At 46.4% G+C, this 21,574-nt stretch carries 24 protein-coding genes; 6 read left to right on the top strand and 18 right to left on the bottom strand.

The features are described from left to right. Positions 1–11: 11 nt before the first annotated feature. Positions 12–1,457: a DEAD/DEAH box helicase gene (locus tag GVY42_RS11065; RefSeq protein ID WP_159563210.1), complete on the top strand. Its 1,446-nt coding sequence runs from the start codon at positions 12–14 to the stop codon at positions 1,455–1,457. Between the two features lie 477 nt (positions 1,458–1,934). Here GVY42_RS11065 and GVY42_RS11060 read toward each other — a convergent pair whose 3' ends face one another. Further along, positions 1,935–2,135 (bottom strand): hypothetical protein, encoded by a 201-nt coding sequence (locus GVY42_RS11060; RefSeq protein WP_159563209.1) that lies wholly within the window; start codon positions 2,133–2,135, stop codon positions 1,935–1,937. Positions 2,136–2,233: 98 nt separating this feature from the next. Between GVY42_RS11060 and GVY42_RS11055 the strand changes: the two genes are divergently transcribed. Further along, the gene (locus tag GVY42_RS11055) at positions 2,234–2,845 is read left to right on the top strand and encodes a hypothetical protein (RefSeq protein WP_074035206.1); all 612 of its coding nucleotides are present in this window, start codon (positions 2,234–2,236) and stop codon (positions 2,843–2,845) included. A 382-nt stretch (positions 2,846–3,227) separates the two neighbouring features. Here the strand turns inward: GVY42_RS11055 and GVY42_RS11050 are convergent, their stop codons facing one another. Beyond that, a complete protein-coding gene (locus GVY42_RS11050) occupies positions 3,228–4,421 on the bottom strand; it encodes a DUF4317 domain-containing protein (RefSeq protein ID WP_015880257.1) in 1,194 nt (397 codons plus the stop codon). Positions 4,422–4,701: 280 nt separating this feature from the next. Between GVY42_RS11050 and GVY42_RS11045 the strand changes: the two genes are divergently transcribed. Then, entirely contained in the window at positions 4,702–5,334 is a 633-nt protein-coding gene (locus GVY42_RS11045; RefSeq protein ID WP_074035207.1) for an HNH endonuclease family protein, read from the top strand. 20 nt (positions 5,335–5,354) lie between these two features. Continuing rightward, on the top strand, positions 5,355–5,597 hold the full coding sequence (locus GVY42_RS11040) for a hypothetical protein (protein WP_031424128.1): 243 nt from the start codon (positions 5,355–5,357) through the stop codon (positions 5,595–5,597). A 227-nt stretch (positions 5,598–5,824) separates the two neighbouring features. On the opposite strand, the gene GVY42_RS11035 is transcribed toward GVY42_RS11040, so the two are convergent. The 3 genes from GVY42_RS11035 to GVY42_RS11025 form a co-directional block, all read right to left on the bottom strand. Continuing rightward, positions 5,825–6,496, bottom strand: coding sequence for a DUF3600 domain-containing protein (locus GVY42_RS11035; RefSeq protein ID WP_159563208.1), 672 nt, complete (start codon positions 6,494–6,496; stop codon positions 5,825–5,827). Then, positions 6,486–7,007, bottom strand: a complete 522-nt coding sequence (locus GVY42_RS11030; RefSeq protein ID WP_159563207.1) for a sigma-70 family RNA polymerase sigma factor — start codon at positions 7,005–7,007, stop codon at positions 6,486–6,488. The genes GVY42_RS11035 and GVY42_RS11030 overlap by 11 nt, the downstream gene beginning before the upstream one ends. A 119-nt stretch (positions 7,008–7,126) precedes the next feature. Continuing rightward, positions 7,127–7,603, bottom strand: coding sequence for a peptide-methionine (S)-S-oxide reductase (locus tag GVY42_RS11025; RefSeq protein ID WP_159563668.1), 477 nt, complete (start codon positions 7,601–7,603; stop codon positions 7,127–7,129). Positions 7,604–7,675: 72 nt separating this feature from the next. Here GVY42_RS11025 and GVY42_RS11020 point away from each other — a divergent pair, with 72 nt between their 5' ends. Then, positions 7,676–7,930 carry a hypothetical protein gene (locus GVY42_RS11020; protein ID WP_159563206.1) on the top strand — a complete coding sequence of 85 codons (255 nt, stop codon included), beginning with the start codon at positions 7,676–7,678 and terminating at the stop codon, positions 7,928–7,930. Positions 7,931–7,942: 12 nt separating this feature from the next. Here the strand turns inward: GVY42_RS11020 and GVY42_RS11015 are convergent, their stop codons facing one another. The 6 genes from GVY42_RS11015 to GVY42_RS10990 form a co-directional block, all read right to left on the bottom strand. Then, positions 7,943–8,857: a hypothetical protein gene (locus GVY42_RS11015; RefSeq protein ID WP_159563205.1), complete on the bottom strand. Its 915-nt coding sequence runs from the start codon at positions 8,855–8,857 to the stop codon at positions 7,943–7,945. Between the two features lie 21 nt (positions 8,858–8,878). Next, positions 8,879–10,330 (bottom strand): MBOAT family protein, encoded by a 1,452-nt coding sequence (locus GVY42_RS11010; RefSeq protein ID WP_159563204.1) that lies wholly within the window; start codon positions 10,328–10,330, stop codon positions 8,879–8,881. A gap of 49 nt (positions 10,331–10,379) precedes the next feature. After that, positions 10,380–11,786, bottom strand: coding sequence for an AMP-binding protein (locus tag GVY42_RS11005; protein WP_159563203.1), 1,407 nt, complete (start codon positions 11,784–11,786; stop codon positions 10,380–10,382). Beyond that, positions 11,783–12,028, bottom strand: a complete 246-nt coding sequence (locus tag GVY42_RS11000; RefSeq protein ID WP_015880247.1) for an acyl carrier protein — start codon at positions 12,026–12,028, stop codon at positions 11,783–11,785. Before GVY42_RS11000 ends, GVY42_RS11005 begins: the two co-directional genes overlap by 4 nt. A 285-nt stretch (positions 12,029–12,313) precedes the next feature. Further along, positions 12,314–12,916, bottom strand: a complete 603-nt coding sequence (locus tag GVY42_RS10995; protein WP_159563202.1) for a DUF4230 domain-containing protein — start codon at positions 12,914–12,916, stop codon at positions 12,314–12,316. 240 nt (positions 12,917–13,156) lie between these two features. Beyond that, on the bottom strand, positions 13,157–13,699 hold the full coding sequence (locus tag GVY42_RS10990; protein WP_159563201.1) for a TetR/AcrR family transcriptional regulator: 543 nt from the start codon (positions 13,697–13,699) through the stop codon (positions 13,157–13,159). Between the two features lie 175 nt (positions 13,700–13,874). On the opposite strand from GVY42_RS10990, the gene GVY42_RS10985 reads away from it, so the two are divergent. Continuing rightward, positions 13,875–14,453: an NAD(P)H-dependent oxidoreductase gene (locus tag GVY42_RS10985; protein ID WP_159563200.1), complete on the top strand. Its 579-nt coding sequence runs from the start codon at positions 13,875–13,877 to the stop codon at positions 14,451–14,453. A gap of 207 nt (positions 14,454–14,660) precedes the next feature. Here GVY42_RS10985 and rlmH read toward each other — a convergent pair whose 3' ends face one another. The 7 genes from rlmH to walK all read right to left on the bottom strand — a co-directional run bounded on the left by rlmH (position 14,661) and on the right by walK (position 21,573). Continuing rightward, on the bottom strand, positions 14,661–15,140 hold the full coding sequence (rlmH, locus tag GVY42_RS10980; RefSeq protein WP_074034007.1) for a 23S rRNA (pseudouridine(1915)-N(3))-methyltransferase RlmH: 480 nt from the start codon (positions 15,138–15,140) through the stop codon (positions 14,661–14,663). 83 nt (positions 15,141–15,223) lie between these two features. Beyond that, entirely contained in the window at positions 15,224–15,385 is a 162-nt protein-coding gene (locus GVY42_RS10975) for a CxxH/CxxC protein (RefSeq protein ID WP_015880243.1), read from the bottom strand. Positions 15,386–15,422: 37 nt separating this feature from the next. Beyond that, on the bottom strand, positions 15,423–16,682 hold the full coding sequence (locus tag GVY42_RS10970; RefSeq protein ID WP_159563199.1) for a S1C family serine protease: 1,260 nt from the start codon (positions 16,680–16,682) through the stop codon (positions 15,423–15,425). Between the two features lie 51 nt (positions 16,683–16,733). Then, positions 16,734–17,525, bottom strand: a complete 792-nt coding sequence (locus GVY42_RS10965; RefSeq protein ID WP_015880241.1) for an MBL fold metallo-hydrolase — start codon at positions 17,523–17,525, stop codon at positions 16,734–16,736. Between the two features lie 13 nt (positions 17,526–17,538). Then, positions 17,539–18,363 (bottom strand): two-component system regulatory protein YycI, encoded by an 825-nt coding sequence (locus GVY42_RS10960; RefSeq protein ID WP_159563198.1) that lies wholly within the window; start codon positions 18,361–18,363, stop codon positions 17,539–17,541. Further along, complete coding sequence (gene yycH, locus GVY42_RS10955; RefSeq protein WP_159563197.1) at positions 18,350–19,732, bottom strand: two-component system activity regulator YycH; 1,383 nt, start codon at positions 19,730–19,732, stop codon at positions 18,350–18,352. Before yycH ends, GVY42_RS10960 begins: the two co-directional genes overlap by 14 nt. Continuing rightward, complete coding sequence (walK, locus tag GVY42_RS10950; RefSeq protein WP_074035234.1) at positions 19,732–21,573, bottom strand: cell wall metabolism sensor histidine kinase WalK; 1,842 nt, start codon at positions 21,571–21,573, stop codon at positions 19,732–19,734. Before walK ends, yycH begins: the two co-directional genes overlap by 1 nt. Between the last annotated feature and the right edge of the window lies 1 nt (position 21,574).

Raw genomic sequence — 21,574 nt, 5'->3', positions numbered from 1 at the left:
TGAGGTTACCCATGAACAAACAACAATTTACTGATTATCGCCTGAGCGACGAGATTACGCGCGCGCTAGGCATTATGAAATACGAATCACCGACTGAGGTACAACAGCAGGTCATCCCGCGTGCGCTCAAGCGTGAAGACTTAATCGTCAAAGCACAGACCGGAAGCGGAAAGACAGCTGCTTTCGGAATTCCGGTCATCGAGCTCATCGACTGGGCCGAAAACAAACCACAAGTGCTCGTCTTGACACCGACACGCGAACTCGCCGTTCAAGTACGGGAAGACATGACGAACATCGGACGTTTCAAACGAATCAAAGCGACTGCCGTCTACGGGAAAGAACCGTTCTCGAAACAGCGTGAAGAGTTGAAGCAAAAGACACATATCGTCGTTGGTACGCCAGGTCGCGTCATGGACCATATCGAGCGTGAGACCCTCTCACTCGACTGCGTCGAATACTTGATCATCGATGAAGCGGACGAGATGCTCAACCGCGGCTTCCTCGCTGACGTCGAGAAGATTCTTCAACAGTTGCCGAAAGACCGCGTCACGATGGTCTTCTCAGCGACATTCCCACAAGATATCGAACGTCTCTGCCAGAAGCATATGAATGCTCCGGCACGTGTCGCGATCGAATCGACCGGCATGACCGCTTCGACAATCGAGCACCGCCTCCTCCCGGTTCACCGGAATGAGAAACTGGCTGTGCTTCAAGACATCACGGTCGTCGAGAACCCGGACAGCTGTATGATTTTCTGTCGGACGAAGGAGAACGTCGATACGGTGTACGCCGAGCTCGACAAAGCCGGTTACTCGGCTGAGCGCCTCCACGGCGGACTCGAGCAAGAGGACCGTTTCGCCGTCATGAACGGCTTCAAGATGGGTAACTTCCGCTACCTCGTCGCGACAGACGTCGCAGCACGTGGAATCGATGTCGACAACGTCGAACTCGTCATCAACTATGACGTTCCTGTCGAAAAAGAAAGTTACGTGCACCGTACAGGTCGTACCGGACGTGCCGGCAAACAAGGAACGGCAATCACGCTCATGACCCGTCAGGAAGAACGTCTCATCAACGCGATTGAATCATACGTTCAATTCGAGATTCCGATGATCGATGCGCCGACAGAAGCGGAAGTCGCGGCTAACCAAGATGCCTTCGAGCAGAAGTTGAGCGGACGACGCGTCGTTCGAAACAACAAGACGGCTCGTATCAATCAAGACATCATGAAGCTTCACTTCAGTGGCGGGAAGAAGAAAAAACTTCGCGCCGTCGACTTCGTCGGAACGATCGCCAAAATTCCTGGCGTATCTGCTGATGACATCGGAATCATCACAATCAATGATCAAATGACTTACGTCGATATCCTGAACGGAAAAGGTTCGATCGTCCTTCAAGCGATGGAGACGACACCGGTCAAAGGGAAGAAACTCAAAGTAAGCAAAGCGCGTAAGTAATACAAATCTAGCCTCAAAGATGATATTCGTCTTTGAGGTTTTTTGTTGTTTCACAAATTCCGAAAGCGCTTTCGATAAACACTAAAAAAATATGGCTTTTAGAAAACGTTTTCACCTGCATCATACCTGTATCAAAGTTCGAATTCAACCTTCCTCACTCACATTATGGAACCGCATTGGTGACCGATCTACTTTGTTGCATCGGCTAGATGGACCTACTCGTTTTAAGAGCGAATGCAGAACTCTGATATGTAAAAACCAATAAAAAGGGGGAGAGTAATTTCCCCCCTTCCTATTAAGTACGTTGCGAAAGACGAATAAAAAAAGCGGTATATTTCGTGCCGTTTCCGGAGTTTTGACGATATCACGGAACCCCCTAGGTCCTGCCTGGTCTATCACAGAAAGTGATAGCAGTTTATCCTTATGCTCTTTTCCCTTGTTTTTCTATAGATGATTGAGTTTTTTCTGAATTCTTAATTAATCATTCAATTTATGTTCTTTAGATTGAAAACCTTCTTTAGGAGATAAAAAGAATACGATAGACAATATAAAAAGCGCTACCGGAAATGTTACTAAAGAAATATCAAATTTGACAGAACTAACAGCATATTCTCCATATAAATAAATACCCATCCATAAAGAGGAACATAGCAAAATCACAGATGACAAATTTTTCATAATTATCCACCTTTCAGTTGATATCTCACTACCTTATATTACCATATAAGTGTGGAAGCGCACACGAAATACTCTAAAAATTAACAAGGAGAGGTAATATGAAAAAAACATTTATCATGACTTTTATCGTTTTTTTGTTTTGGGGAGCGAATGTAGATTTTGCTAACGCAGAAAAGATAGATACTGTAGATCTCAATGACGTTATACAAAATATCTCCCCAGAATTATCTGAGTATCCTTATAGTAAAGTGTTAGACAATGGAGAAATTCTGTTTTTCCAATCGAAAGAAGATTACGAATCATATTCACCGCCTAGCAACTACCAAACATTTAGTACTGGAGGATATATTACGAAACCTGAAGTTATAAGCACTAAGAATGCTTCAAAGCTATGGATTGGTTATCATAGCGGAACACCTGAATGGAGAAAAGTTAGCTCGCATGTATTAACTACAAATAAAACCTACTCAGTGAACGGTAGTTACAAATATAAAGAGTTCACTTTAAGTACCGGATTCACTCATTCGGTTTCAGTATCGTCTACCTTCCCTGCAGACGCTCGTAGATACAGTAAGTTAGGAGTGCGAGGAGATTTTACATTCCAACATATTAAATCGACCGAATATCATTATGGCACACCTACTGGAAGAGTAACTTATTATGCCAAGGCCATAAGAAAAGATGAATACATCGACACTGCGTACCAATAAAAATTCTGATCAATAAATTCAAAAAATGACTCCGGTATTATTACTGAGTCATTTTTAATACTATAATTATTTGTTACTCATTACATTAGAGGGTTTTTATACCTTCCGAGAATAGTAAGTTGAGCTTCATCTATGTAAAGGATGTTAGAAAATAATCACCTACATCCTCTCCGGTCGTACCATATCCCCGACGGTGCTTAGGCTATGTACAGGGCTTTCCCTCCTTCCACTGCTAAAGTCACATCGATTGTCAAAAAAGAGCCCAAGAGTTGTGTCTTGGATTCATTGCTGGAATCGAAAATCTTGAACATCCCCTGTGTATCCCGAAATAGACACATGATTCTTCTCATCGACTCGAACGGATGCAACAATTTTCCCACAGTTAGTCTAACGACTCTTCCGAGATGAGTTTGAACCCTTCAATCTCCGTCTCCTCTTCCACTTCAATCAACAAGCACGGTTTCCCTTTATAGTTCACCTGCTTCACGTATTTCAAGTCTTGCGGACTGACCGAGATATTTGCGACCTTTGTATTAATCTTGATTGATTTTGACGTATACTTCGGAACGACACTCGTCGCTTTCATCTCATATTTCGTATCGTCGACGACTTGCTTGAACGCCTGCTCGACTTTCTCCGTCGTCACATCTTCCACACCACTCGCCCGTAAGACGACCTCGACGGCACGGGAGTCGAGCATCGCTACTCTCTCTTCTTCCTGTTCGTTCTCTTCTTCGGCGACAATGATTTGATTGATCTCATCATAAACGGTCGCGAGAGTCCGGGAATTGACTTCTTCTCCGATGACCGCTTTGACCACTTCTTCGAAGACCGCCTTCTCTTCCACTGCCGTGACAATCTCCGAACCGTTCAACACGTTCTCAATGAACGTCATATCCGGTTGATGCGCTTTGTGTGCCGAATAAAGCACATGGTTCACATCGGCCGCGTTGTCCGTGAAGCACGGGAATAAGAATCCGCCGATCGGCGCCTCGAGTTTGATGATCGGATTCACAATCAAGCTGGCTTTGAACTCCCGCTCGACGAAGTCAAAGACGAGTGATTTTTTCGGAAGCTCTGTCGGGCTGATGCTGCCGAGGATGAACTTCGTCGTATACACCTCATCGTTCGCGTGAATCTCAGACTCTTCCGAGTACCGGTTCGTCGGCTTATTATAATTCCCCCGGATGAACGTCACGACCATATCCTTCTCAAACGGCGTGTCTTTCACCATCTTCAACGCGATGCGTTGCATATAGTCCGTCCAGACGTCGGTCTCTTCCGTACGAAGTCCTTCATACAGCAAGCCTTGCGTATGGTCGACTTGACCTTCCTCAGGATATTGGAACTTCACTTCGAACAGTTTTTCATCAAGTTTTCCACCGAGCACTTTTTTGAAGTTCGTCAAAAACAGCTCCTGCTGCTCTTCTTCTAAGAACGGGAACGGACGCAACTCTTCGTAATAAATCTCATTCGTTTCCTGTCGGATGTAAATCGTATATAAGTCAGCAATCTTTAGCTTTGTCGCATTTACTTTAAACTGTCGGCGAATCGCCGCAATCTCTTTCTTGTTCATTCCATCCACCTCTTCTTTTCTCTCCATCCATGTCACCCATTATACCAGTCCTGATCGCTCACTAGTTCCAAAGAAATAACACCGGATTGTCCATTAATGCTAGAGAAGGATTTGCGATAGTCTTTCTAATCATTTTGCAGATTTTCACACTTTTTCAAAATCGTCCTGTGTATGATCAAGTTGAATTTATCGCGTGATGTTTGTCTCACTAGTTGTTTGATGAAAGGTTGCCCACTTGCTCGACAAGTGTTCATTCCAAATACATAGTAGGAGGCTTTATATGTTGAAGAAACTTATGTCTGTCGCACTTGTCGCCTTGCTCGTCTGGATTTCCGCATCGTTTGACGCTACACCAGTCTCTGCTTTCCCACCGAACATCCCATCGAAAGCGGACGCGCTCACGAAACTGAATGCCCTCACTGTCAAAAATGAAGGGTCGATGACGGGGTATAGTCGTGACCTCTTCCCGCACTGGTCGAGTCAAGGAAGCGGTTGTAACACGCGTCACATCGTCTTGAAACGAGATGCTGACTCGGTCGTTGACGAATGTCCGGTTGCGACTGGCTCATGGTACAGTTACTATGACGGAATCACGTTCACCTCAGCCTCTGACATTGATATCGACCACGTCGTTCCGCTCGCTGAAGCATGGCGCTCTGGCGCAAGCAGCTGGACGACGACAAAACGTCAAAGCTTTGCGAACGACTTGAACGGTCCTCAATTGATTGCGGTGTCCGCTTCATCGAACCGCTCAAAAGGAGACCAAGATCCGTCGACATGGCAACCCCCTCGCACCGGCGCTCGCTGTGCGTATGCGAAGATGTGGGTCGAAACGAAGAGTCGTTGGGGCTTGAGCCTTCAATCAGCAGAGAAGTCAGCACTCACGACAGCCATCAATGCTTGCAGTTACTGAGTTAGAAAAGGAGTCTTCGAATGAACGAAATCACTTCGATCTTTAAGGCAACCCACGGTGTCATGACGGAAGAAGTCGGTGTCATCAGTGGTGAGTTGGAACTGACGACGGCGTGTCAGGAAGATGGTTCCTTGACACTCCACATCACGTACGTCGGAGCGAAAGATGTATATACGCTCCCCGGCAGTCCCTATCAGCTTCATGACCCGAACGATCATACTGTCATCCATCAGATGCTCGTGAATGTTCTCGAACGGACGTAAAAAGAAGGAGTTGATCACTCGATTTGAGTGACCACCTCCTTCTTTTACTTTTTCATCATTTTTACAATGGATCGGATGACAAGATATGTCACGCCGAAGACGAACGCCACTAAAAGAAGACTTGCACCACCAATGATTCCGAATGTGAACATGTTTGTACCTCTTTTTCATTTTCTGAATTAGAACATGATGAAGATAACATATTTTCCCATCCTTATGAACCATGACTAGTTTTGTTGTTGCTTCCGATTGACCTCTCGAATAATCGCGAGTGCCTCTTCATAAGACTGTCGCAACTCATCCGGCATGTCTTCGACATACTCCCCAGCACGTACTCGAATCGATTCTTCTCGCATAAGCGCTTCGATATATGCGTCATATTCTTCAGCAGTCAACACATCACGTGCAGCAGGCTGATCGTTCAATTGATCGAAGTATGGCTGAAGATCAGCAAGTGCCTGCTTCACTTCCGCTCGTTCCGCCTTCGGAATCGCTTCATAATCGACATTTCCGTTCGTATTTCCATAAGCGATTCGCGTATCCGTGAAGTTGCTCAGACCTCGCTCGAACTCTTTATATTCTGCCTCACCCAATACTCCTTTCGCTTGATTCAATTTGGCGTCCAATAACAAGTATTTCTCTAAAGTAGCACTGACGATATGTACTTTCATCTCGTCAAACGAACCGTATAACTCATCCGCCAAGAGGGATTGATAAGCGAATGCACCAGTAGGGATGAGTAGTGCCGCTGCGATTCCGACCGTCATCAACCGCCGACGGATAAATCCTGGTTCCCGGCGCATTTCTTGTTTCGCTCGCTTCACACCTTGGCGCCCCCGCTCCCGTAGCTCACCCGGAATTTCGATGTCTGCCAACACTCGCTTCATCTCACGATCCATAGCAATCGACCTCCTTCCATTCTCGTCTCAATTTATCGACAGCTCGATATAAAGTTGTCTTCACCGTCCCAATCGGCCATTCCAATAAATCTGAAATTTGTTGAAACGTGTAGTCTTGATAATATTTCAACACGACCACGCTGCGCTCATCCTCATGAAGGGAATCCATCATGTCAGCGAGTGTCATCGTTATCGCGTAATCCGTTTCCATACTTCCAATTGACTCTTCAAACTCCGGTATCAAATGAATCACATTTTGCCTCTTCTTCATGACATCGAGCGCACAGTTGATGGCAATCTTCATCAACCACGTCTTCAAAAATTGTGGTTCCCGTAACGTCCCGATCTTTTTAAATGCTTGATAAGCGACTTCTTGCACGACGTCGAGCGCATCATCCGGATTTTTGACGTATACGTAGGCCATCCGATATAGGTCGGCCTCGTAATGCTGAAAGATCTTTAAGAACGCTTGATCATTACCTCGTTGCGCTTTCTGAATGAGACGTTTCATCGAACGTCCCCCCTTTTCGTTTTTTCCCTTACACTCATTAGACATGAAACTCGTCCATTTGGCTTTACTCATTTGGAAAAAAAATGAAAAAGGCATCTCAGAAGAGACGCCTTTGATAATTAAACGTTCTGATATTTTGTTAATAAGTCTTTCGGGATATGACAATAATCGTCCGGACAACGCGTCAGACGGTCCTGGTGTTCGTCCGCACTTCGCACATAGTTCGTGAGCGGCTTCACTTCAACAGCAATTCGATCCGCATCCGGTCGTCGATCAATAAACGCTTGCGCCTCCATCAAGTGTCGTGACTCCTCACTGTAGACACCCGTCCGATACTTCTCGCCGACATCGATTCCTTGTTGATTGATGCTGTATGGGTCGATGATTTCAAATAAATAGTGCATCAATTTTTCGACCGTCACCACATCCGGATCGAACGTCGTTTTGACACATTCCGCATATCCGTCATATTCCCCATCCAACGTGTCCGTCGTCCCATTTGCCCGACCTGCTTCGGTCGAGAGGACGCCGGGTAACGTCTTCACGAATGCCTGGACGCCCCATAGACATCCTCCGGCTAAATAGATTGTTTCGATTGGAACCATCCCCCATTTCGTTGAATCTTTTCTTCAGCATACACGTATCAATGAGAGAAAGGAGAGATTCACTTGAATAAACAACGTTTCTTCATCACGCTAGCCAGTTCCATGATTCTCTTTGTCGCAATGATGTTTATTTTCCGTAACGACTTTTCACTATTCACTGAAATGGTGATTATCTTTCTATCTGTCGTCATCGGTCAGACGATTGCCAATCGATTATTCCAACGTTTCTCTAAGCAACAAGTGTCAGGCAAGACTGTATTTATTACATATACATCTATGCTAGCGGTATTTTGGACTTTTGCGAGCATCGTTTTTTGAATGAAGATCAGATTATTTTCCTTGTACATACCCCAACCGCTTCAAATCTTCATAAACAAGCGTAGACAATAACGTTCGCCCGTCCCCATTCAAATGGTCCGGGTTATGGAAGAAGGATTGTTTGTGAATGAACCGTTCATCCCCCATGTAATTGAGGAAAGGAACATCTAAATCCAGCTTCTCTAGGTGCTGAAACACGAGACGTTCCATGATCGCTTCGTCAAAATACGCATGATACGATGAATGGACCGGCTCCATCGCTAAGACGACACGATAGCCTTGCTTCTTGCAGTAATCGATGATGTCTTGTAAATGTGCCATATTCTCTTCAATCTTGTGATTGTTCACGGCATTCTCGTATTGAGCGGCGACTTCCTCATACTTACGCTCGGAATAGTTCAGCCCCCCATTCTCCCATGGCTTATGCACATCAAAGCGAAAATCTCGGATTTCCCGGGAAATGGCAGCGTAGGCACTCCCACTGTTTAATGCAGGGAAGCGTTCGTGCGTATAGTAGTTGAACCAACTGACCGACTCCAAGTCTTCCCGTTTCAACACGCGATAGTAATTTTCTTTCCGACCGACGTCCGAATTGCTGAACGTGATTTGTGATAACGAGACAATCACGACCCCACCTGGCTTCAGATGTTCATCATATTCTTTCAACATCTTCAAGTCATATTCGATCGGTTGACTCGGTAACGCCAAATCCAAATGCGACAATCCAAGCGACTTGAATGAATAACCGTACATCGCATGGGACGTCCCGAGATTGATGATGTCGACCGGGTGAGGGTCTTCCTTGAAGGCAAGGACAGCTCGGTTATTATTATACTCCCACGACTCTTTCACGAACTCGTTGACGGGAATGAAGATTGCGATGATGACGAGTAACACGACACCTATTTTGATTCCTAAACGCTTCATGCTAATTCCTTTCCATCCATCTTAGAACCCACCGTATACAAATCCTTGGCTCGAGACGCCAAACAAGAACACCGAGACAATCAAGAACAAGTTGATGGCCACGCTCGTCACCGCAGACTGACGCGCCATCCAGTCCCAAGCCGATCCATTCGACCGTTCAATATGTTGGAACAAGTGAACGACGACAAAAACGACGAGGAAGATGATCAAATCGAGCAATGAGAACATTTGAATCGCCTGCATCATGCCTGACGGTGCCCACGAAGACGGTGTCACATATAGTTTGGCATGCGAGAACGCTTCTGCCATCGAGTGCGACTGAAAGAATACCCGTGAGAAGCAGACGAGCTGGAACGTGATGGCGATTTTCCACCACCGATGCAGTGTCGGCACACGGTCAAATCCGACCCATGACGCCATTTTTTCACGCTGCTGTTTCGTATGGTCACCGAACACGCGATAGATTCCATGAATGAGTCCCCATAAAACGAAGTTCCATGCGGCTCCGTGCCAAATTCCACTTACTAAAAACGTTGCAAGGATGGCACCATAAATCTGTTCGCGCTTCTTCTTTCCTTTTGCGAGCGGCATGAAGATATAATCCCGTAGCCACATCGAAAGCGTGATATGCCAGCGGTTCCAGAAGTCGGCGATTGATACGGCGAAGTGCGGCTGCTTGAAGTTTTCCGATAAGCGAATCCCGAGTAAGCGTGCACAGCCGATGGCGATGTCACTGCATGCCGAGAAGTCCGCGAACAATTGAATCGAGAACAACATCGTCGCGAGCACAATCTCCGAACCGGTCGGGTCCGGGCTATTGAACACACTTGCAACAATCGGGGCCAACCGATCGGCAATCAATGTCTTCTTGAAGAAACCCCAAATGATGCGCTGGATGCCGTAGCTGATGTTGTCATAGTCGAGATGTTGCTCCGTCTTCAACTGCGGCAACAGTTTTTTCGCCCGCTCGATCGGACCCGCCACAAGTTGCGGGAAGAAGGCAAAATAGACCGAGAAATAGCCATAATGACGCTCCGCTTTTTGCTTCCCGCGCGAGACGTCCACCACGTAACTGATGGCCTGGAACGTATAAAAGGAAATCGCCAACGGTAAGACGATTTCTCTATACGGGACGTCATAATCAAATCCGCTCCATGCGGCGAACGAACGGAGCGAATCATTGACGAAATTAAAATATTTGAACCAGCCGAGGAAGAAGACGAGCACCGAGACACCGACCCACATGAGCCGTTTTTTCTGTTCTTTCCTCTCTTGCTTCTCGATCAAAATCCCGATGACGTACGTAAAGGCAGTACTGATCAGCAGGAGCGGGATGAATTGAACGCTCAACGTGGCGTAAAAGACATAGCTCGCCAACAAAAGGAGCACCCACCGATATCGATGTGGAACCACGTAATAGGTTCCAACGATGAATGTTAAAAATAAGAGAAATTCAATCGAAATAAAAGTCATATTTACCACCTGATGTTATGAAACTTGACGATGTACCGATTCCTGACGATCAGGTGGTCACAAGTTCTCGCTTCGGCAATGCGGCATAACGAATCTTTCCGAACGAATTACGTGGAATCTCGTCAATCTGCATCACCCGAACACCTTTCACCTTGATTTGTTCTTTGATGATTTTTTGAATGCGTGCGACGTCATCCTGTAACGTATACACGTATAATTGGTCGTCTTCTCCGGCACAGACGCAATCATGTCCATGCTCTCGAAGGAGCGCCTCGACTTCGTCTAAGCTGATTCGACTGCCATACAGTTTGATCATGCGCTTGATTCGGCCGACGATGAAGAAATATCCATCCTCGTCGCGATACGCCATGTCACCTGTTCGTAAAACACCGTGATTGTCGTCACCTTTTGAAAGGTCCGCTAACGAGGTCGCATACCCAAACGACACGTTGTCGCCTTGATATACCAACTCGCCTGTCACGTTCGCCTCTTTGATGTCATTTCCGGCTTCGTCACGCAACGTGAGCGTTCCACCAGGGATGGCAATTCCGATGCTACCGGCTTTTTTCGCATGCATCCGATCCGGTAAATACGACATCCGGGCCGTCGCCTCCGTCTGACCGTACATGATGAAAAATTGAATCCCTTTCTCTTCACATACTGTTGAGAAGTGCTGCGCAAGCTTCGGATCTAACTTGCCACCGGCTTGCGTCAACTTCTTCAGACTGAGGAGGTCGTACGTCTCAAACTTCAATCGTTTCAACATCTCATAATGAAACGGTACCCCACCAAACGTCGTCGCCTGCTCGGCACGACACAGCTCCCAAAACTCTTTTTGAACGATCGAGCGGTCTGTCAGGATGAGGGTCGCTCCTTTTAACAGATGACTGTTGATGATGGAGAGTCCATACGAATAGTTCATCGGCAGAGTCGTGATTGGTTTATCCGTCTGATCGATGTCGAGATAGTCGATGATCGATGTGGCGTTTGCTGATAGGTTCTTATAAGTAAGACGAACAAATTTCGGACTTCCGGTACTACCTGATGTCGTCAACAAAAGGGCCAGCTCCTCATGAAGTTGGTGGCGAACCGATGTTTCGGTTTCAAATAAGGCGTAGCCACCATAGCCATAGAAGGCATCCAACGAGTTCGCCAAATCCTCCCTCGTCTCAGGAGCCCAGACGTGCGTCGGTTGATACCGTTCCATCAACTTCTGTAATTGCTCGGCTGGGATATCCGCGTCCAACAAAACGGGTACGACGCGTCCCCGAAGGAAACCGACATACCCGAAGAGCGACTCGACCCGGTTGGCACATAGACAGAAGACGAGCGACCGTTCGCCGACTTCTTGACAAATCGAGTCCCCGACCTCTAACATCTCTTTATATGAATAAGAGCGGTCCGCATAGACCGCCTCACGATTCGTGTACTGCTCGAGTGTTTGAAAAAGCGTCATGACTGGATGTCCACACCGAGACGTTGCAACAACGCGATACCAGACTGATACGAATGGAACTCCGTCATTTCATCCGAGTCGATATACACGTCAAACGCATCCTCGATTTCAGCGATGAGGGTCATATGTCCAATCGAATCCCACTCCGTTGATTCCCCGAGCTTCATCTCTTCAAGGACCACATCGTCCTCTAGTTCCAATCCATTTCGAAATGCCATATTATATGCTTCAAGCGTGCTCATTGTATTCATCCTTTCACATTCACTCAACTGTTCGATTCCATCTATTCTTATTGACTGATAATGATAATCATTTGCCTTGTGATTCTATCACAATTTTTCGAAATCCTCAATTCTTCATAGGAGGAAAAGCTTGGAGTTGAGCGATTTTATGCATGAAAAAGACCACATCGTTACGATGCGATCTCAGGAGATGATAAAACATATTCGAGTTATAAATCGAGTGGTTCTGCCTCGTACACTTCTGGCACCATCTTCTCAACCTATCGCGTCATCATGATATAACGATTATTTGAATTCGATTGCTACAGTTTCATAACCGCTATTCTTTAAAAACTCTGTCAAGAACGCTTCAATGCGTTTATCCGCCTCTGTCAGCAAGCCCTGGTCAATCTTAGTCTTTTCCATTTTTGCCTTCTCTTTATTGATTTCATCAAAAATCAATTGCGAGGGGTAGTCAGAAAAAAGTGTCCCTTTTACATCTGTCACTACAGCATCATCCGTATTCGCTACGTTGTCTAAAATGGTTGAGTGAGGTACAGTGACAGTCAATTTCTCAGTCGTGTCATTGTAAGAGACCTCCATGTTAGAGAGGTCCGTACCCGCCTTGAGGTATCCTGAGTATTCAATCAGCTTGATTGCTTCCGCTAGTTTGACATCTTTTAATCCGATCAACGATACGGATGTCGTGTTTCGACTGACAATGACGTTGCTGTATTCATACTTTAACGTTGTCAACTCCGTCAATTCGACGAGTCGATCTTTGACGAGCGATACATCAGCCTGTTGATTAGTTGAAAATACACCTGGCTTGATCACTACAATCGCAATGACACCAATCAAGACGAGTGTGAGTAAAACGAATGAGACTCTCCCAATCATTCTTTTCATAATCAATCTCCTTTTTATGTATTCAAGTGCCTTCTAAAATTATGTAATGAACCCTTCATATACATATTATACCTACTTTAATTCTATAAATTTAATTTTTATTCAATTAAATTAGTTTTTCAAATAAAAAAGTAGATGGTTTTTAGACCCACCTACTCACCATTTAGTATTATTCGTCGCCAATTGCTTTTTTAGTTCCGTAATCATGCTTAGAGTCCGAGCAAATTTCGTAAACAATGTTCATCGTATAAACTCTTTAAAAATATTACTTAACTCTTGTGGAGTTTCTTTCATGCCGGTCTTCATCCACCTTTTCACAATACTTGCTAATGAATCCGCGTATACCGCATTCGCATATACTTCTGCTTTTTCAGATACATTGCAATTCTCATAAATTTGAAAATCTGTACAAAGTAAATCGAAATGTTCCTCAAAGCGATTTAAAATCGGAAGTAAATCATTTTCTTTTAAGAGATTTAAAAACTCGATGTTGTCACTCCATATTTCAAAATACAACGTATCGAAATCAAGTTGCTCCTGTTTCGCTTCTGTTGAGGCAAGTTGAATCCTCTGTCGAAATATATGATACATATGATAGGTTAGTACATCTTCTTTCGTATCAAAGTGAGCATAAAATGTATTTCGCGCCAATCCCGCAGTTTTAGTAAGTTCTGATATGGTGATATTCGTAAAATTCGTTCGATGTATTAATTCCAACATAGTATTCACTAAAAGATTGATTGATCTCTTAGAATTCATATTTATAGGTTGTTGCTTTAGCATAAGTACTCCTTAATTTGTACAAAATGAGGGATTTGTATAAATACCTCTCTACTTATTGACCTAGCGTCTACACTAACATTATATTGCAGATATATTATTTGAGCAATTGTTCAAATAAAAGCATATGCTCAAATTAAAGGTTATTTAAATTCTAAAAATAGTAGGAGGGTTACCTATGAAAACAACAATCATTCTTGCTCATCCATGGCATGGTAGTTTCAATAAATCTATTATGGATACAACAATTGAACAGTTAGTCCGTCGGAAAAAAGATTACCAAATCATTGATTTAAATAAGGATCAATTTAATCCTGTCTTAAGTGAATCTGACTTATCTCTTTATTCGCAAGGTCAATCCCGAGATCCCTTAGTGAATCAATATCAGGAGATGCTAAGCGACAGTGATGAATTAGTTTTTATCTTCCCTGTTTGGTGGTTTGATGTTCCAGCTATTTTGAAAGGGTTTCTTGACAAGGTCATGTTAAAAAATTTTGCCTATGTAGAGGAATCTACTGGATTGAAAGGATTACTTACTCATATTAAAAAAACTACTGTCATTTCTACTTCGGAAGTGCCAACGTGGTATTTAAAATTTTTGGCCGGGAATCCCATTGAAGGAACTCTTATTCGTAGAACATTCAAAGGGATTGGACTTAAAAATGTGAAATGGTTGAATAGTCCGTTTACGAGTAGTGGGAAAGATCATCGAAGAAAAAGATTTTTAGATAGAGTAGCGAAGCGTATTTCAGTGTAATCTACAGTGCACAACCAAACTTTTGTGATTCGTATATCATCCATGACCTCAAATTTTGTATTAATAGCCAGTAGCAACATAAATTTGAGGTCCAACTTAGATGATTTTCATGAATAGTCACGTTCTTCGCTTTTGTCAAATTCATTTGCTTCACGTAAATAACAAAGAGAAGAGAGTTCGTTAATATCTATACCTCAGAAATAACGTTTATTTGTGATACGGCTCATTCCGATTGATCCGATATGCCCGATATATCTGTTCACACAACACGAGCTTCATGAGTTGGTGGGGGAACGTCATCTTCGAGAACGAAATCGTATCATCGGCTCGCTTCATCACATCGTCCGACAAACCGAGCGATCCTCCGATAACGAAGGCGATTTTACTCTTTCCATACGTCGCGAGTTGATCGAGTTCACGGGCGAACTCTTCACTCGTCCGCTGCTTTCCTTGAATCGCCAAGGCGATGACGTGCGTATCTGGGGATATCTTCGCCAAAATACGTTCGCCTTCCTTTTGTTTTACTAGTAACATATCTGCCTCACTCAAATGCTCGGGTGCTTTTTCGTCTGAGACCTCGATTTCCTGCACTTTTGCGTAGGCAGACAGCCGCTTTGTATACTCGGCAATTCCTTGTTTTAAATATTTTTCTTTCAGTTTGCCGACCGTGATAATTGAAATATTCATCCAATTCTTCCTTTTTCCACAGTTTTTTTGGAGTTATCCATAGGGTTATCCACAGAGTTATCCACAAATCCACATGTTGATAATTAGTTTTTGCTTGACACAATATATGTTGCATCGGCTTCACAGAACTCACATGTCACGTGTTCACTTGTGGATAATTCCTCTAGCAACGGGTATTCACCTGTTTCATCCACAATGATGTCTAAAGCGATTTCAACATGTTCCTTGCATACTTTTTTTTCCACAGTTTTTCCTCCTTAAAAAAGAAGCGTCGCCGCTTCTTTATGTTGCTTCAGTTAATGTCGCCTCGGTTTCGCTTGCTTCTCCGCGACGTAAATACTCAATGGAGATTGTATCACCGACCGTCGCGTCCCGATATAACGCATCGCGTAAATCGACGTATCGTTTGATCTCCCGGTCTCCGATTTTCGTGATGACATCTCCAACACGTAGTCCCGCTTCTTCAGCCGGACTACCCGGTGTCACTTCTTCGACGAAGACACCGTCTTCCTGGTCGAAGGAGATTCCATACTCTTCTCGGACGTTTCCGGGTACAGCGATGACTTCCTGAATCGTGACACCGAGCTGTGCCCGCGTCACCTTGCCGTCGCGTTCTAACATGTCAATGACCGGTAGCGCCACGTTGACGGGAATGGAGAATCCAACCCCTTCTACGCTCGCCTCGGCGATTTTCATCGAATTGATTCCGACGAGCTCTCCACGAATGTTGATGAGCGCACCACCCGAATTCCCCGGGTTGATGGCCGCATCCGTCTGAATGACTTCCGCGTTATAATCCATCAAGCCGTCGCTGTTCGTATCGACCGGCACCGTCCGCTCGACACCACTGACGATACCACGCGTAACCGAGTTTGAGAAGACACCAAGCGGATTTCCGATGGCCATGACGGTCTCGCCAGCTTGGAGAACGGTGGAGTCACCGAGAACAATCGGCTCCACATCGATGTTTTTTGGTAACTCGACCTCAGCGACAGCCAAGTCGTTGAGCGGGTCTTCGCCTAAAATGGTTGCCGATGCGATTTGACCATCGGAAAAGGCGATGTTGACCTCGTCTGCTTCTTCGATGACATGGAAGTTCGTGACGATATAGGCCGTGTTTCCTTCTACTTTATAGATGACACCGGATCCGGCACCAGCCTCCCATTGCGAGTCCGAGGTGAACGCACGCTGGATATTGGTGATGCTGACGACGGACGTCTTCGCCCCAAGGACAGCGGTCGTGACGTCCGATTCGGTGACGGTGACGGCCTGTTCGGTCCGCGTCAGTTCATTCGTCACAAAACGAGAGGTCGGCGAATCCCAGAGCATCACGATGACAAAAAACAAAGCCGCTCCTAAGAATCCGCCAACCCCTCCGAGTAACAACGGTTTTATATTTGGTCTCGGCTTATGGCGTACGTGCTCCTCTTGCTTCGGTCGCCATTCGCTCCGAGACGGATACGTCGATTTCTCTTCTGTTGCTTCGTGTACTTCAGGTTCGACGTCTTGAGGTTCATACTCATGGTGTCTCTCTTCGTTCACGACGCGTCCCCCCTTCAAGACAGTGTGATAACTGTCTTTTCCCAAGTTTCCTTATAAAGAAACGAGTGAAGTGGGGATTGTCGGGTCCGTGTCGCACAATTTGATTCGACCTAAGTCGACGTCTCGCATGCCGAGTGTTTGTGAGACGCTCATCTGTGCGAGCTCTTTCATGTTGTTGTCTTTACTTAAATGGGCCAAATAGATCCGTTTCGTGCGGTCACCGATGACCTCACTCATCGCGATGGCTGCATCCTCGTTCGAGACGTGGCCATAGTCGCCGAGGATCCGTCGTTTGACACTCCATGGATAACGCCCCATCTGCAACATCGAGACGTCATGGTTCGACTCAAAGATGAAGTCGTCCGCTCCACGGATGATTCCTTTCATCCGGTCCGAGACATAACCCGTGTCGGTGATATGGGCTAATCGTTTCCCGTCATGGGCAAACTGATAAAACATCGGGTCTGCCGCATCATGGCTCACGTTGAACGTCTCGATTTCAATATCCCCGAACTGTTTCACATCTCCGACTTCGATTTGAAACTTCAAGGCAGGATCAATCTTTCCAATCAGTGATTCCATCGCCGCCCATGTCTTCGCATTCGCATAAATCGGTAAATTATACTTACGTGCTAATATCCCGACACCTTTAATATGGTCGGAGTGCTCATGGGTGACGAGCAGTGCGTCGATTCCGTCAAACGATCGACCGATGGCTTCGATGCGCTGTTGCATCGCTTTTCCGGTCAACCCGGCATCGACGAGCAGCTTCGTCCGTTCCGTCTCGATATAGAGGGCGTTTCCGGTCGACCCGCTCGCTAACACACTATACTGTAAAGTCACGCAATCACTCCTTTCATTCTTTCGTTTCAAACTCCACGTGCTCGACTGTTCCATCGATTGCATTGACGAAGTAGACCTGATCATCAATTCCGATCGACCAAAGCGGTGGCATGATAATCAAACTGCCAGAGCTGTCGAGCGGTAAACTGTAAAACCCGGTATTGATGGCTCGCATCTCCTGGTTCGGTTGGAAGTACTTCCGAGACGCGAGTTGTGAGATGGCTTCACTGGCCGTCAACACGAGGTCATCTTGCGTTTTTGAGGAGAGGTCTTTTAAATGACGCTGTTTATAATCCGTCACTTCGAACGACTCGTTCAACTGAATGAGGATGAGGGACGGACCGATGTACATTTCCGTGCCACCCTCGACTTCAGGTGCTGAAAAAATCTTGTTGTCCTCGAATGTTTGTACGAAAGCAACCTGTCTCGTTTTTTCATCGTAGCGCCAGTAGGCGTACTCGTTTCCAAACGGAACATATTCCGCCACAAACGTCGAAGCGGTCGTCCGCAAATCCTTCGCATCGAGCGGCACGGGTTGTTTCAACTCGACTTCGAGTTGCATGTTGTCGAGCGTCGTCGCGAGCTGCGCCTCCCGATTTTTCGTGATCATCGCAGCTGACATCTCTTCAGACGAACCCGTCAAATAGCCGATATCTCGACCCATCCGTGGCAATTTTGCCGGATCGACGTTCCGCTGGTCTAAAATCTGCGTGATCGAGGTGTTGTCATTCGTCACGACTTCGGTCGCCCATGTTTCCGTCAGCAATTGAAACAACAGATAGATGTTCAAGGCGAGGAAGGCGAAGATTAAAATCGATTTCGCTTTACTCCAATCCACGATACATCATCCTTTCTGTCCAATCGTCTCCTTGATTGTATGGGACCCAACGGCCCGCCTCACGCACGAACCAGTTCGGTGAAAACGTCACATAGCGGCTTGTGTCCTCGTTATATTCGATCTCATAACCGATTCGAATCTCGGTCACGTTCTCAAATCGTCCGGAGTTGATGAGCGTACCGAGTACCTCATCCGCATCAGCCAACTGTGTCGTGCCGACTGTGATTAGGCGATCGATTTCCAAGTGGTTACGGGTGATCGATCGGACCTGTGCTCCGTCGTTTTCCACACGTAATGTGGATAAGTCGATGGCATCGTTGTTGATAAACGCCTCACGCTGACTGAAGACGGGATACCCTTTCACGTGAAAACGGAACACGGTCGTTTCAAATCCTTTATTGGCCGGTGTGATGGCATCGAATCGAAGGGACAGCCCTTGATTCTCAGACGCTTCATCGACCCATCCCCCGTGGAAGTTCACGAATTCCACAATGGAATCTAACCCGATTGCTGTATCACGCTCGGTGCTATTCCGAGACAGGTTTCGATAGCGACTGGCGTTCAGTTTCGCATCATATTCCGCCACACTGACACCATTCGTCAACGCCCCGACCGAGCTTGCCGGGTCGACTTCTTGAACGTTCGGGTCACCTGGGAAGAACGTATCTCGCATCCAGTCGAGACGAGTGTCGATTTGAATCGACGACACGTCATACGCGAACAACTCATTCATCTCAGGTCCGACGACCGGGATATAATTCACGCGTTCATCCGTATACGTCACGCGCTTCATCGTTCGACTCGAGTTTTTTAAGAAAAGACTGTTCACATCGCCGTTTCCGACTTTCGTCAACTTCCCTTCCCAAATGGACTGGTCGCTCATGATGGCACGAATGTTGAACGCACTGTCATCCATATAGATGAGGATTCGCTGTGGAATCTTCCCAGACAGACTATACGTTCCCGGAAGCATATAGCTGAGCGTGTCCGCATAGTAGGCCTCCGGTAAGATCAACTCCAGTCCCTCGTTGATATCCGTATAGAAACTCGGGACGTTTTTCACAGCGAGCGGCTTGAACTCACTCGCTTCAAACGAATCCCGAATGACACGCATCAGTTGCTTCGGTGTATTCTTTGAAGCGAACACAGCATTGTTGTCATGCACGACCGCTTGAACGGGAATGATGACCTGGTCCGCTCGACGCTGCAATGACTCGTCCACCGTCGTGAGTTGCGTTTCAGATTGGACGGCCTGATACGTGGGATGGTAGTCCCACAAGATGATGGTTTGAACAATCGACGTGACGATTAACGTGAGCAAAATGAACGACTTCCACAGTTCCGGCTTTGCAATCGTAAACCGTTTCATCAATCATTCACCTCCACAATCGTATCGAACGGGATCGTGAAGTAAATCGTTGTACCTCTTCCAAATTCACTCTCTGCCCAGATGTCGCCACCGTGAGCAGATACAACTTCCTTGGCAATCGATAGACCGAGTCCTGTACCACCGATGTTACGCGCCCGCGCCTTATCGACACGATAGAAACGTTCGAAAATTTTCTTTAAGTTCGACTTCGGAATCCCGACCCCTTCGTCTTTGATGCCGATGACGAGGCGTTTCGCCCGAAGCATCGTCCGGAACGTAATCGTCCCACCTTCTGGTGAGAACTTGATGGCGTTCGTGATGATGTTGTCGATGACTTGAGTCATCTTATCTTGATCGGCATGCACGTAGACGCGACGCTTCATCAGTTTGCGACGGAATTGAATCGCATCCCCTTTCGTCATCTCATGACGGTCGATGATATCGTTAAAGAACTGCACGAAGTCGAACTTCACCTTCTGCATCTTATATTCTTTACTGTCCATCTTCGAGAGCTGCAACAAGTCATTGACGAGGCGAATCATCCGCTCCGTCTCGTTTTGCGTCGTCTCTAAGAAACGTGGGGCCAATTCCTCATCCTGATAAGCACCTTCTGCAAGAACCTCCAAGTAACTACGCATCGTCGTGAGCGGCGTCCGCAATTCATGACTGACGTTCGCAACGAATTCACGGCGGTCCTGTTCGACCTGTTCTTGTTCCGTGACGTCATGCAAGACGACGATGAGACCTGTGATTGGTCCACTATGTTTTTGAATCGGTGAGAAATAGGCACGAACGAGGAACAATTCTTCGTCCGTACTGAGGTCAATCAGTTTTGTCGGCATCGTGCCGTCTTCCGGAATGATGATTTCCTCTTCGAATGCGAGGAGATTTTGTAGATTCGTCCCCATCGCCTCTTCTTCATCGACCCCAATCATGTCGCGCGCCTGGTCGTTCATCAAGATGACCCGTAGCGAGCGGTCGGTCGCGACCACACCGTCGGACATGTTCTCGAGGACACTCGTCAAGCGGCGTCGTTCGGCTTCCGTCGTCGCGTTCGCCTCCATCAACTCGTCCGTCAATTCATTGAATGCGTAAGCGAGTTGACCGACCTCGTCATCCGAATACACTTTAACTTTTCGTGAGAAGTTCCCTTTCCGCATCTCGACGGCCTGCCTCCGCATATCGGCAATCGGTCGCGTGATGGTGCGCGATAAGAGAATTCCGAGGAACGAGGTGATGATGAGTGCGATCAACGTCCCTGTTGCGAGGATACGTGTCACTTGTTCCATCTGGTTGTAGATGGACTTCATCGATGCCTCGATATAGATCATCCCGGTCGTCGTACCGTCCACTTCCGACTTGATCGGAACGGCAACGACGCGCATTCGGTCATTTGAATCTTCATAGACGAGCGTCTCTTGCGCCCCGCCTGTCGCGAATGACTTTTGAATGAACGTGCTCGCGGTCCGTTGTCCGACGAGACTTTGATTATTTTGGTTCGAGGTTGCCCGGACGACACTGTTCGTGTCGATGATTTGGACTTCTCGAATGTCGTCAGCTAGCGTCGTGCTCTCTGTAAATTCAGACAGCAGCTGATCCAGTAACTGGTTCAACTGCTGGTCCGTGGTCAAGTCACTCTCGTTCGCGGCAGTCCCCTCACTGATGTTATAGCTCAGTAGGTTCGCCCGGTCGACAAGTGACTGCGAGAAGTTGTTGATGTATTGCCGTTCCAAAGAACGCACAAAGTACACGCCGATGACTTGCATCGCAACGAGAATGAGCAGCGCATAGATGACGACGAGCTTCCACTGGATTGATTTAAAGAAGTTCGTCCGTTTCATC

It is taken from the genome of Exiguobacterium sp. 8A, assembly GCF_902506275.1.
Lineage (GTDB): Bacteria > Bacillota > Bacilli > Exiguobacteriales > Exiguobacteriaceae > Exiguobacterium > Exiguobacterium profundum.
This window is presented reverse-complemented; position numbering and strand designations above follow the sequence as displayed.